Below are 12,623 nucleotides of genomic sequence, written 5' to 3'. Positions count from 1 at the left end.
TTGCATAGGTGAGGAGGAATGGTTATGCCATTAACAATCGATTTAAATAATATTGAAGTAAAAGAGATTAGGCAGTTATTAGTTAATGCAAAAGAAGAACGAGTACTACTAATCTTTAGGTTAGGTGAGCAATCACATCAATTAATGATGAGAGGGAACACAGATTTAGAGGAGCTACGACAAATTTCTAGCGAGATATTAGAAAAAGATAAGGAAATTTTCAACCTTGCACAGCATATTGCAAAAGTATCAGCTTCATCTACTAATTGTTCGAACTGTCAGCAGCAGCTTGTACCAAATGCAAAATTTTGTGGTAGCTGTGGAACATTAAATCCTTTATTTGAGGAGACGAATGTTGAAAAAGTGGTATGTGCTACTTGTGAGGAGACGATTTTATCAAGCGATGTATATTGTCCGTGCTGTGGTAGTCAACAGGGGGCTTACTAATGACTTGTCAACATTGTAATAGGCAGCACCCGCTCTACTATACATATTGTCCTGAGACATCCAAAACTATTGATCATAGTCTTGTACAAAAATATCAATATAACACAATGGAATTTTGTCATGCATGTGGTACGAAAAATGAAAAAGGGCATTCGGCTTGTTCGGCTTGTGGTGCTACTCAATTGATGATCGAACAAAAGAAGAATTTAATTAATAAACTGTTAGATAATAAAATCCCGAAAATGCAAAATATTCAAATCCCAAGTGCGAAGAGAATCAATACAGAAGATATTAAAGTAGCGTCGAAGGAAAGCATCGATTATATAAAGGGGAATAAACTGATCCTGCTACCAATTTTAATTTCCTTCGTAATTGTTTTACTTTCTAGCTTTATATTAAAATTTGCTCTTGTAGATTTCGGGAAGGAAATGGTCGATGAAGGTGAAGAAGCCGCAATTGTACTAGGTGTGATTGATACGTCGATTTTAGAATATGCCATTGAAGAAGAATTTGACATGAATGTTAATCTCCCGAACTGGGCATCAATCCCATCTTATATTTCAGCTTTTCATAATGTAGATCTATCCTTCTCCGCATCAATCGGTGAAGATGGCTATGAGGAAAAGATGAAAGGTAGCATCGATAATATTTTTTACGGCTTATTACTTATTCCATTTTTAGCATTAGTAGTAGGTGGTATTGTCTACGGGATTTTAGCAAGGAGACATCATTGGCCATTCTTTAAAGGCTTTGTATATTCAGTCATTGCCTATACAGGCGTTATGACCGTAATATCTTTATTTGCACGTCTATCAATAAAAGAGAAGTTTGAATTTTTCGGTGAATATAGCTTTATAATAAAGGCATCCTCGTCGTTCATTGATATGCTTATTTCATCATTCTTATTAGCAACTATTGTTTTTGGTTGTACAAGTCTAATTGCATATTACGGCAAAAACGCTCTAGAAAAATTAAGCGAGCAAGCGAAATATTTACAATATGCAATATTTGCTACTGCTGTTACCGTGGCAGGCTTAGTCCTAAATATCCTTCATTCGTTTATAGGGATCAGCAGTGAAACGGAAGATTTAAATAGTATAGGTAAAGCGTTTGTAAGTCTATATACAGGTACTGGAAATTGGATGTTATCTCAGTTTGGTAAACTTTCAATCGTTCAGTTTGGAGAAAGTGATTCATTGAGATGGTACTCGGGAGAAGATTACACGGTGCTTAATGAATTTTTCCGAAACGAGGAAATAGTAGTATTACCTACTTTTTTACTAACATTGTTAGCAATCGCCTTAATTGGTGGGGCAGGGTATATTTTATATAGCATTCACAAATTGGAAATGGTAGATGTCGCGATTTTTGCAAGTATGTTCACAGTATTACAATTAGTTCTTGTGTATTTTACTTCTATTAATATCGAATTTGACCAATCCTTCTTCGGCGATTCATTCGAAGTTAGTTTAAGCATTCTGAATACAATTATTTGCTCGTTCTTATTAGCCTTTGCTAGCTTCTTTGGTGGAGGATTGCTACGTAAGCAATTAAATAAATAATACGTGCTAAAGCCTTGTAGTATAATAATGCTACAAGGCTTTTATTTTTTTAGATAGGTGGTAGTTCGGATGAAATCATTCTCATATCCAATAGAAGATTATCTTCATTTTATTCGTGTGGAAAGACAGCTTTCTACCAATACACTCTCTTCCTATAAGCGTGATCTAATGAGCTATGCCGAGCATCTGCAGCAGGAGCAAGGGTTAGACTCCTTTGAAGGGGTAACAAGGCAGCATATCTTACTGCATTTGGAAAGTTTACGTGAGCATGGGAAGACGGCTCGAACGGTAGCGAGACATATATCCTCTATTCGCTCGTTTCACCAATTTCTTCTGCGTGAAAAGGTGACAACGACGGATCCAACCGTGCATCTAGAAATGCCACAGCTCGAACAGAAGCTTCCAAAAGTGCTATCGATTCAAGAAATTGATGCGCTCATCGCAGCACCAAATACAGCAAAGCCTCAAGGAGTTCGCGATGTAGCGATGCTCGAGCTGCTATACGCCTCTGGGATGCGGGTCAGTGAGTTAATTGAGCTTAATATTGAAGATATTCATTTAACGATGGGCTTTGTACGTGTGTTTGGTAAAGGTGGAAAGGAACGGATTATTCCTTTAGGTAGAGGAGCACTAACGGCTGTTGGAAAGTATTTAGAGCGAGCAAGGTATGAGCTGCAAGGAAAATATCCAAAAACAGATGCATTATTTATTAACCAAAGAGGAAAACGATTAACTCGTCAAGGATTTTGGAAGCTTTTAAAGGAGCATGCTCTTAAAGCCAATATTCAAAAGGAGTTAACACCTCACGTACTGCGCCATTCATTTGCTACACATTTAATTGAAAATGGGGCTGATTTACGTGCGGTGCAGGAAATGCTCGGTCATTCTGATATTTCGACAACACAAATTTACACACATATTAGTAAAACGAGACTTTCTGAGGTGTACAAGCAGTTCCATCCACGAGCTTAGTATTCTATTATGACTTAAAACAGTAAAAAAATAATGTAAGTAAGATGTCTGACCTTTATTTCTCGATTATTTTTGGTAAAATAGAAATATAAGAAAGAGGAGGACGTGTAATGAAAGCGTTTAAAAAAATACATGTAATCGTATTGGACTCAGTTGGAATCGGCGAAGCACCTGATGCAGCCGAATTTGGAGATGTTGGTTCACATACACTTGGTCATATTGCAGAAAAAATGAATGGCTTAAAGATGCCAACAATGGCGAGCTTAGGCTTGTCGAATATTCGTGCTTTACAAGGAATTGCGCCGGCACCTGAGCCAAAAGCGTATTATGGCATGATGCAAGAGGCGTCTGTTGGAAAGGATACGATGACTGGTCATTGGGAAATAATGGGCCTAAACATTAATAAACCATTTAAAGTTTATCCAGACGGCTTCCCACAAGAGTTAATCTACGAGCTGGAGAAGCGAACAGGTCGTAAGGTGCTTTGCAATAAGCCTTATAGCGGAACAGCTGTTATTGATGATTACGCTAAAGAGCATATGGAAACAGGTGCGATTATTGTGTATACATCGGCAGACCCTGTGTTGCAAATTGCAGCACATGAAGAAATCATCCCAGTCCAAGAATTATATAAAATTTGTGAAATTGCCCGTGAGTTAACGTTAGATCCGGAATATTTAGTAGGTCGTATTATTGCTCGGCCATTTATCGGAGAGCCCGGTAACTTTACACGTACTTCAAATCGTCATGACTATGCGCTTTCACCGTTTGGCCGTACGACGATGAACGAGCTAAAGGATGCAGGGCTTGATGTCATTGCACTTGGTAAAATTTCTGATATTTATAATGGAGAAGGGGTTACAGAAGCGATTCGTACAAAAAATAATACGGACGGAATGGATAAAATAAATAGAGTCGTTCGTAGAGATTTCCACGGCATTAGCTTTTTAAATTTAGTTGATTTTGATGCAAATTTCGGTCATCGTCGCGATCCAATCGGGTATGGTGAAGCATTAGAGGAATTTGACCGTCGTTTACCAGAGGTGCTAGAAGCCCTATCTGACGATGATCTATTAATAATTACAGCTGATCATGGAAACGATCCAACGTTCCCAGGTACAGATCATACACGTGAATATGTGCCGTTGCTTGTTTATTCACCACGATTTGCAAAGGGAGCAGAACTACCGTTACGTGAAACTTTTGCGGATATCGCGGCTACAATTGCTGAAAACTTTAACGTACAGGCACCACAATTTGGCACAAGCTTTTTAGGGGACTTAAAATAAGGGGGACCTTCATATGAGAATGGTGGATATTATCGAAAAAAAACGAGATGGCGAAGAGTTAACTGCTGAAGAAATTCGCTTTTTTGTAGAGGGCTACACTAATGGCTCTATTCCGGATTATCAAGTTAGTGCTTTAATGATGGCCATTTATTTTAAAGATATGACGGATCGTGAACGTGCAGATTTAACGATGGCGATGGTGGAATCAGGCGATCGGATTGATTTATCTCAAATAGAAGGCATTAAAGTAGACAAGCATTCAACAGGTGGCGTAGGCGATACGACAACCCTTCCACTTGCAGCAATGGTAGCGGCAGTCGGGGTTCCTGTTGCGAAAATGAGTGGTCGAGGCTTAGGTCATACAGGTGGCACAATTGATAAGCTAGAAGCAATCCATGGATTCCATGTCGAGCTATCGGGTGAGGAATTTGTTCAACAAGTAAATGATATTAAAATGGCGGTTATCGGTCAGAGTGGAAATTTAACACCAGCCGATAAAAAGCTCTATGCTCTGCGTGATGTGACGGGAACTGTTTCAAGTATTCCGTTAATCGCGAGCTCGATTATGTCGAAAAAAATTGCAGCGGGTGCGGATGCTATCGTTTTAGACGTAAAAACAGGTGATGGTGCCTTTATGAAAACGCTGGACGATGCACGTGCACTAGCCCATGCAATGGTACGAATAGGAAATAGTGTTGGTCGAAATACGATGGCCATTATTTCAGATATGAGTCAACCACTCGGGTATGCAATTGGGAACTCACTCGAAGTTAAAGAGGCAATTGACACATTAAAGGGTGTCGGACCGGCTGATTTAAACGAGCTATGTTATACACTTGGCTCTCAAATGGTGGTACTAGGCGGTAAAGCAAAAACGATTGAAGAAGCACGAAAAATGCTAGAGGAAGTAGTAGAGAACGGCGCGGCATTAAATGTGTTAAAGAGATTTATTGCAGCACAAGGTGGAGACTCGTCTGTTGTTGATTATCCAGAAAAACTACCGCAGGCGAAATATGTCGTAGAGGTACCTGCTAAGGAAGCTGGTTATATAGCAAAAATCGAAGCGGATGATATTGGAACAGCTGCAATGCTCCTAGGTGCAGGTCGAGCGACAAAGGAGTCCCAAATTGATTTAGCAGTAGGCTTAGTGCTACGAAAAAAAGTGGGCGACGAGGTTCGTGAAGGTGAGTCGCTTGTAACGGTGTATGCAAATACTGAAAATGTTGATGCTGTGCTCCAGAAAATTTATGGGCATATTCATCTATCACAGCAGCCAGTTACGGCTCCAAAACTTATTCAAGATATTATTACGAAATAATAACAGAGAAGGGGCCGTCTGAAAAGACATTTTGAGACGGTAACTTTGCGACGACTGCAGAAGCAATATTTCTTAATGGATAATGATGAAGGATTGAAGGGGTTCTGAAAGTTTTTACTTTCTGAACACCCCTTCTTTTTTTGATGGGATATGTTAAAATATGAATAATATTCTCTCGTAAATACACAAAAATCGTTCTTTAGTGAAATTAATAATATAGGTGAAGAAGGGATCGTATGAGTCGTTTTTGGTCGGGTAGATTTGAAGGATATTCTATGAATCATTTTAAGAAGGATTTATTATCAGGAACGATCGTTGGGATTGTAGCCGTTCCTCTAGCAATGTCCTTTGCTATTGCTTCTGGTGTAAAGCCTGAATATGGGATTTATACAGCCATTATAGCGGGAATACTCATTTCACTGCTCGGCGGGTCAAAGTTTCAAATTGGAGGACCTACAGGCGCGTTTGTTCCAGTCTTACTTGGTGTAGTTCTTGTATATGGCTATGAAAATTTATTAATCGCGGGGCTTTTAGCGGGGATTATGCTTGTGTTGATGGGGGTGTTAAAGCTTGGCTCACTCATTAAATTTATACCGAGACCTGTTACGGTAGGCTTTACAGCAGGCATTGCAGTCATCATTTTTACAGGACAGATCCCTAATTTTCTAGGATTAACAGGCCTAGAGAAGCACGAGAAATTTATAGATAATATTCGGGAAATCGCGAACGCTTTGGATACTCTTCATGTTCCAAGTATTTTTGTAGCGCTTCTTTGCTTTGCTATTATTCTATTAACGCCGAAAGTCTTTCCGAAAGTACCTGGTGCACTTGTTGGAATTATCGTCACAGCTGTCTTTACGGCGATTTTTTTGAATGGACAAGTAGCGACAATAGGTTCGACTTATGGAGACATACCAAATTCTTTACCACAGTTTGCAATACCAGACATCACATGGGAGCGTATTTATATGTTACTCGGTCCGGCGTTTGTCATTGCGATGCTCGGGGGGATTGAGTCATTGCTTTCGGCTGTAGTTGCTGACGGTATGACCAATAGTAAGCATGATAGTAATAAAGAGCTAATCGGGCAAGGGATTGCCAATATTGTCACACCTTTTTTCGGTGGAATTCCAGCGACTGGAGCGATTGCTCGTACAGCGACGAACATAAAATCGGGTGCGACCTCGCCGATGTCCGGTATTATTCACGGGATTTTTGTGCTGTTAACGTTACTTGTCTTTGCGCCACTAGCCATTCATATACCACTTGCGAGTTTAGCACCAGTACTAATGCTAGTAGCATGGAATATGAGTGAACGACATCATTTCGCCCATATCGTCAAGTTAAAATCAGGCGATTCTCTCGTTCTATTAATTACATTTATATTAACGGTGTTTACGAGTCTTACTTTTGCTGTGCAGGTCGGGATTGGCTTAGCTATCGTATTGTTTGCGAAACGGATGAGTGAAGGCCTAGTCGTGTCGAAGGTGCTACCAGATCATGAAACAAAGCACGGAAAGGTCATGCCACATGTTGTGACGGAGCAACATGATTGTCCGCAAATTAGTATTTATACGATTGAGGGGCCATTATTTTTCGGAGCAGCCCAAACATTTGAAACCTCTATTTTAAAAGCGATTGGTGTGAGACCGAAAGTGTTGATTTTACGGATGAGAAAGGTGCCGTTCATTGATACGACAGGGGAGGAATACTTCCGAAATATTGTGACACATTTTAAAGCGGAAGGTGGCACGCTGCTTGTTACAGGAGCGCATCCAACTTTAAAAGCCATCCTAGATGCAAACGGATTGTCGGAGAAGATAGGTCAGGAAAATTTCTTCTATAATACTGGCGATGCAATAAATGAAGCGATTCGACACATTCAACGGAAAGGATGTTTAGGCTGCAAACACTACGCCTTCAGAGAATGCCAATCTCTATCGCTCGGCAACGAGAATGAGTCAATCTCTCGCCCATTAGAAACGATTGGGAAATAATATTGAAGTTGGGTATTACGGTAAAAGCATCGGTTATTTAAAGAATGAAAAACATTAGCTAAAGATCCTAACCTTTTTTTAGAATTATAGTTAAATACATTTATTGGAATGTAATTAATAACAGATGGATGTTCGTTGATTGGAGAGGAAGGCGGCGACTCCAGCGGGATGAGCTTGAGCTGAAAGCCCCGCAGGAACGAAGTGACGAGGAGATTGAAGCCAAGCCCGCGGAAAGCGTCCGCCTGGAACGGAAATCAACGATTAACTAAATTTTGCAAATTGGTGTCGGATGTATTTTTAAGCGTAATAGAATCAGTAAAAACAGATAGAGTCGATTATTCGATTTTATCTGTTTTTTTTGTATAAAAAGTGCCTATGTTTTCCATACTTTCAATTAAAGCTGTCGACCATTCACTACTTTCGCCGAACGAGCACTAGTTTTGTCAACGAGAAAGGAAATTCAGAACTACTCTCGAAATGCAATGGTGAAGGGGGAGAAAGCATGAATTTTAAAATGACGATGTATGAGAATCAAGTAGCCGTCATTCAATTATACGGTGAACTAGATCATCATGAGGTAGAAAAGATTCGCTCACATATTTCATCTACGATTTTACAAGGAAATTTAAAAACGCTTATTTGGAATTTACAGTATTTGCAGTTTATGGATAGTGCAGGTGTTGGATTAATTTTAGGCAGGATGAGAGAACTTCATACAGTGGATGGTCAAACAATTATATTAAATCCGTCACGTACGATGGAGAAAATTTTCCGGTTTTCTGGACTAGCATCATATATTGTACATGATTCAGAAGAGACAGCCATCATGCAAGTTAGGGGGATTGTGAATGGATAACGAGATGACTTTATCATTTTTAGCAAGAAGTGAAAATGAGGCGCTAGCAAGGGTTGCTGTAACGAGCTTCATTGCACAACTTGATCCGACGATTGATGAGCTTGCAGAATGTAAGACAATTGTTTCGGAGGCTGTGTCGAACGCTATTATTCATGGCTATGAGGGCAATGAGTTCGGTGTCATTACTGTTCATGCTGTTCGAAATGGCGACAATATTAGTGTTGCGATTAAGGATGAAGGGCGCGGCATTGAAAATGTAGAGCAGGCGATGGAGCCGTTATTTACAACGAAGGGTGAAATGGAACGCTCTGGGATGGGCTTTACGATTATGGAAAGTTTTTCTGATGATTTACAAGTAGAGTCGGCATTAGGTAAAGGGACCGTCATTACTTTTTCGAAAAGAATTTCACCAGTGCGAGCGGTAGTTATGTAATTGATAGGGGGATGAGTACAATCGAACAGCCGTCAGAAACGTTATTAACTCAGGAAGAAATGCGGATTTTGATTGCACGTGCACAGGATGGTGATTCTAACGCGAGAAAAAGAATGATTGAAGGCAATACGCGTCTAGTATGGTCCATTGTACAGCGCTTCTCTTCTCGCGGTGTGGAGCTAGACGATTTATTTCAAATCGGTTGCATCGGTCTTATGAAATCAGTGGATAAATTTGATTTAAATTATGAAGTGAAATTCTCGACATATGCTGTACCTATGATTATCGGAGAAATACAGCGTTTCCTTCGAGATGATGGAATGGTAAAGGTGAGCCGTTCTATTCGAGAACTAAATTTTAAAATACGTCATGCCACTGAAACCTACTTAAAGACAAATGAAAAGCCGCCTTCCGTATCAGAGCTTGCAGAAATGTTAAACGTAACAGTAGATGAAATTATTATGGCGAACGATGCTATGCGTGATCCAGCCTCACTGCACGAGCAACTTTATGAAAATGATGGGGATTCTATTACATTAATGGATCAAATGAAGGATGAAAAGTCGCAGCTACCATTTGATTATATCCCTTTAAAGGAGGTGTTAAAAAGACTCGGGAAACGAGAGCAATCGATCATCTATTTACGTTATTTTGCCGATTTAACACAAACGGAAATAGCTGAGCGGCTCGGCATTTCACAGGTGCAAGTGTCGAGGCTAGAAAAAAAGATCCTATCTCAATTAAAAATATGGATGGAAGCAACAACTCAGAAAAAGACGGTGAATAAATGACAAATCAATTGTTTACATCTTTAGAAGCAGGGAAGCAGTATTGCGAAGATATTTTTGGCAAGGGTGATTCCTTCGACATAGTCATTCAACCAGTATATGTGAAAGATTTAACCGTTCTCGCTGTGTATGTTAGCGGACTTGTTAATAATGATAGTGTGACGGTATTGCTAGCTAACCTACAGCATTATATTGATAAGGAAATCGAGGATGAAAATGAATATTTTCATGCCCATTTTAATTTTCAAGGAATTGAAGATGTCGAGACGCGTGACGCCTTTATTACAGGCGTGTTAAGTGGCCGCGTTGGTTTTATTACGGAAAGCGGCTTTACATTCCTAACAGAGTTCCGCTCCTATCCTGGTCGAAATCCCGAGGAGCCAGATAATGAAAAGGTTATTCGCGGCGCAAGGGATGGTTTTGCGGAAAATATCATTATTAATGCTGGACTTATTCGTCGACGTATACGAAGTCCAGAGCTGCGCTTTAAAATGCTGCAAGTTTCAACGCTCGGTAAAACAGATGTCTCGATATCGTATATGAATAATTTGGTAAATGAAGAGCACTTAGAGTGGCTTATGAAACGTTTTGAGAAAATTGACCATGATGGTTTAACGATGGCAGATAAATCGTTAGAGGAATGGCTATTTAAACAAAAGTTTCATCCTTTACCGTTTGTTCGATATTCAGAGCGCCCGGACATTGTTGCTGCCCATCTACTTGAAGGGCACATTGCCATCATTGTTGATACATCGCCATCTGTTATGCTCATTCCAGTAACGATGTTTCACTTATTGCAGCATGCAGAGGAATATCGACAAGCACCACTCATCGGTACCATTATGCGGGCGCTTCGCTATATTGCAGTTATATCAAGCTTAATTATCATGCCCCTATGGTATTTATTTGCGACCAATAAGGGCGATTTGCCAAGCATGCTTTCCTTTCTCGGGGTGTCGGAAAAATCCGAGATTCCACTTTATTTGCAGTTAGTATTAGCGGATGTTGGAATTGAATTTTTACGAATCGCCGCCATCCATACGCCAACCCCTTTATCAACAGCCATGGGGTTAATTGCAGGGATCATGATTGGGCAGATCGCCATCGATGTTGGTTTATTTTCAAGTGAAGTTATCTTATATACAGCGATTGCCGCCTTATTTACATTTGCTATACCAAATTATGAGCTAAGTATATCTGTAAAGGTGTTTCGACATATTTTATTAGCTGCAACTGCTATTTTTGCGGAAAATGGATTTTTTATTACGTTATTCTTAATTTTTTCTTATGTATGTATGCTAAGGCCGATGAATGTACCATACTTGTGGCCATTAGTGCCATTTTTTCCGAAAGCCTTGCTACGTGTATTTATCCGTTTCCCGATGTCAGACGATGCATTAAGGCCGTATATTGTCGGAGCAAAACAGCGAAAACGGACATGATTGCCCCGTTGCGTACATCACTTTCCTATGTTAAAGTTCACATATAATATTTTGTGATTTTTATGAAAATTAGTACACAAGGCTAGTTTTTCAAACGAAGGAGAGAAAAGAATGCATTTATATGGTACGCAACAAGTGAAAAAAGGGCATTTAACAATTGGTGGAGTAGATTCGGTAGAATTAGCAAAAATCTACGGAACACCCCTTTTCGTATATGACACAGCTTTAATTAGAGATCGTGCTCGTGGCTTTAAGGATACATTCGAAAAATTAGGGGTAACAGCACAGGTTGCCTATGCATCAAAAGCGTTTGCATGTATCGCAGCCTATCAATTAGCAGCACAAGAAAATTTATCGTTGGATGTCGTTTCTGGTGGTGAGCTCTATACAGCGATTAAAGCAGGCTTCCCAGCAGAGCGCATTCATTTCCATGGAAACAATAAATCAGTGCCAGAGCTTGAAATGGCTTTTGATACTGGAATTGGTTGTATCGTTGTGGATAATTTTTATGAAATCAACTTATTAAAAGAGATTTCGGAAAAGAAACAACAAAAAATGAATATTTTACTTCGTGTAACGCCTGGTGTTGAAGCACATACGCATGATTTCATTACAACAGGTCAAGCGGATTCTAAATTTGGCTTTGATTTAAATAATGGTCAGGCGGATGAAGCATTCAAAAGAACAAACGGACACACGTATTTAAATTTACTTGGATTACATTGTCATATTGGGTCGCAAATTTTTGAAACAGATGGCTTTAGTTTAGCAGCAGGAAAAGTAATGCAAAAAATGGGTACATGGAAAGAAGAGCACGGCTTCGAGTGTACAGTACTTAACCTTGGTGGTGGTTTTGGTATCCGATATACGGAGGAGGATGCGCCACTCCAACCACATGTATATGTTGAAGAGATGATTAAATCTGTACAAGCGGAAAGTGATAAGCTAAAATTATCAATGCCGGAGATTTGGATTGAGCCAGGTCGTTCACTTGTTGGTGATGCAGGAACATCACTTTACACAGTAGGATCACAAAAAACAGTTCCAGGTGTACGAGAATATATTGCCATAGATGGTGGGATGAGTGATAATATTCGTCCAGCCCTATATGATGCAAAATATGAGGCGGTACTTGCAAATAAAGCAGACCAAAAGAAAGACAGTACATATACTGTAGCAGGGAAGCTGTGTGAATCTGGTGATAAATTAATGGTGGATGCCGCGCTGCAGAAGGCGGAAGCTGGCGATATTTTAGCAATGTTCTGTACAGGAGCATACGGATATTCAATGGCCTCAAACTATAATCGCGTTCCACGTCCAGCCGTTGTGTTTGTTGAAGCTGGCGAACATCAATTAGCGATTAAACGTGAAAGCTATGATGATATCGTTGTAAATGATCTCCCGTTAACATTAAAAAAGGGTGAGTAATCTTGCAAAACATGAAAAAATGGAAGTTGTTCGCTGGTCTAGTCTCATTTTGTATCATTTATGCATTGCTATTCATTTATGTAATTAGTCC

At 39.7% G+C, this 12,623-nt stretch carries 11 protein-coding genes; all 11 read left to right on the top strand.

Annotation, left to right across the window (positions count from 1 at the left end; genetic code table 11):
• Positions 1 to 24: 24 nt before the first annotated feature.
• The 11 genes from V4T18_RS11025 (at position 25) to lysA (ending at position 12,532) form a co-directional block, all read left to right on the top strand.
• Positions 25 to 447, top strand: a complete 423-nt coding sequence (locus tag V4T18_RS11025) for a zinc ribbon domain-containing protein (protein ID WP_332649341.1) — start codon at positions 25 to 27, stop codon at positions 445 to 447.
• Positions 447 to 2,009 carry a zinc ribbon domain-containing protein gene (locus V4T18_RS11020; protein WP_332649339.1) on the top strand — a complete coding sequence of 521 codons (1,563 nt, stop codon included), beginning with the start codon at positions 447 to 449 and terminating at the stop codon, positions 2,007 to 2,009. Before V4T18_RS11025 ends, V4T18_RS11020 begins: the two co-directional genes overlap by 1 nt.
• 69 nt (positions 2,010 to 2,078) lie before the next feature.
• Positions 2,079 to 2,981 (top strand): site-specific tyrosine recombinase XerD, encoded by a 903-nt coding sequence (gene xerD, locus V4T18_RS11015; protein ID WP_332649337.1) that lies wholly within the window; start codon positions 2,079 to 2,081, stop codon positions 2,979 to 2,981.
• Positions 2,982 to 3,091: 110 nt separating this feature from the next.
• Positions 3,092 to 4,270, top strand: a complete 1,179-nt coding sequence (gene deoB, locus V4T18_RS11010) for a phosphopentomutase (RefSeq protein WP_332649335.1) — start codon at positions 3,092 to 3,094, stop codon at positions 4,268 to 4,270.
• A gap of 13 nt (positions 4,271 to 4,283) precedes the next feature.
• Positions 4,284 to 5,588, top strand: coding sequence for a pyrimidine-nucleoside phosphorylase (locus V4T18_RS11005; protein ID WP_332649334.1), 1,305 nt, complete (start codon positions 4,284 to 4,286; stop codon positions 5,586 to 5,588).
• 236 nt (positions 5,589 to 5,824) lie between these two features.
• Entirely contained in the window at positions 5,825 to 7,585 is a 1,761-nt protein-coding gene (locus tag V4T18_RS11000; RefSeq protein WP_332649333.1) for a SulP family inorganic anion transporter, read from the top strand.
• Between the two features lie 502 nt (positions 7,586 to 8,087).
• Positions 8,088 to 8,441, top strand: coding sequence for an STAS domain-containing protein (locus tag V4T18_RS10995; RefSeq protein WP_332649332.1), 354 nt, complete (start codon positions 8,088 to 8,090; stop codon positions 8,439 to 8,441).
• Positions 8,434 to 8,874 carry an anti-sigma F factor gene (spoIIAB, locus tag V4T18_RS10990; RefSeq protein ID WP_332649330.1) on the top strand — a complete coding sequence of 147 codons (441 nt, stop codon included), beginning with the start codon at positions 8,434 to 8,436 and terminating at the stop codon, positions 8,872 to 8,874. Before V4T18_RS10995 ends, spoIIAB begins: the two co-directional genes overlap by 8 nt.
• An 11-nt stretch (positions 8,875 to 8,885) precedes the next feature.
• Positions 8,886 to 9,665 (top strand): SigF/SigG family RNA polymerase sporulation sigma factor, encoded by a 780-nt coding sequence (locus V4T18_RS10985; RefSeq protein WP_332649329.1) that lies wholly within the window; start codon positions 8,886 to 8,888, stop codon positions 9,663 to 9,665.
• On the top strand, positions 9,662 to 11,104 hold the full coding sequence (locus tag V4T18_RS10980; protein WP_332649328.1) for a spore germination protein: 1,443 nt from the start codon (positions 9,662 to 9,664) through the stop codon (positions 11,102 to 11,104). The genes V4T18_RS10985 and V4T18_RS10980 overlap by 4 nt, the downstream gene beginning before the upstream one ends.
• Positions 11,105 to 11,215: 111 nt before the next feature.
• Positions 11,216 to 12,532 carry a diaminopimelate decarboxylase gene (gene lysA, locus V4T18_RS10975; protein WP_332649326.1) on the top strand — a complete coding sequence of 439 codons (1,317 nt, stop codon included), beginning with the start codon at positions 11,216 to 11,218 and terminating at the stop codon, positions 12,530 to 12,532.
• Positions 12,533 to 12,623 lie beyond the last annotated feature (91 nt).

Source organism: Lysinibacillus sp. 54212 (genome assembly GCF_036662795.1).
GTDB lineage: Bacteria > Bacillota > Bacilli > Bacillales_A > Planococcaceae > Lysinibacillus_B.
The sequence above is the reverse complement of the archived record's forward strand: the minus strand, read 5'-3'. Positions and strand labels throughout refer to the sequence as shown.

Bases quoted from the DNA above. Each gene is read 5' to 3' on its own strand.
- spoIIAB (WP_332649330.1), top strand. From the start codon at position 8,434: ATGGATAACGAGATGACTTTATCATTTTTAGCAAGAAGTGAAAATGAG.
- V4T18_RS11025 (WP_332649341.1), top strand. From the start codon at position 25: ATGCCATTAACAATCGATTTAAATAATATTGAAGTAAAAGAGATTAGG.
- deoB (WP_332649335.1), top strand. From the start codon at position 3,092: ATGAAAGCGTTTAAAAAAATACATGTAATCGTATTGGACTCAGTTGGA.
- V4T18_RS11000 (WP_332649333.1), top strand. From the start codon at position 5,825: ATGAGTCGTTTTTGGTCGGGTAGATTTGAAGGATATTCTATGAATCAT.
- V4T18_RS10980 (WP_332649328.1), top strand. From the start codon at position 9,662: ATGACAAATCAATTGTTTACATCTTTAGAAGCAGGGAAGCAGTATTGC.
- lysA (WP_332649326.1), top strand. From the start codon at position 11,216: ATGCATTTATATGGTACGCAACAAGTGAAAAAAGGGCATTTAACAATT.
- V4T18_RS10995 (WP_332649332.1), top strand. From the start codon at position 8,088: ATGAATTTTAAAATGACGATGTATGAGAATCAAGTAGCCGTCATTCAA.
- V4T18_RS10985 (WP_332649329.1), top strand. From the start codon at position 8,886: ATGAGTACAATCGAACAGCCGTCAGAAACGTTATTAACTCAGGAAGAA.
- V4T18_RS11005 (WP_332649334.1), top strand. From the start codon at position 4,284: ATGAGAATGGTGGATATTATCGAAAAAAAACGAGATGGCGAAGAGTTA.
- V4T18_RS11020 (WP_332649339.1), top strand. From the start codon at position 447: ATGACTTGTCAACATTGTAATAGGCAGCACCCGCTCTACTATACATAT.
- xerD (WP_332649337.1), top strand. From the start codon at position 2,079: ATGAAATCATTCTCATATCCAATAGAAGATTATCTTCATTTTATTCGT.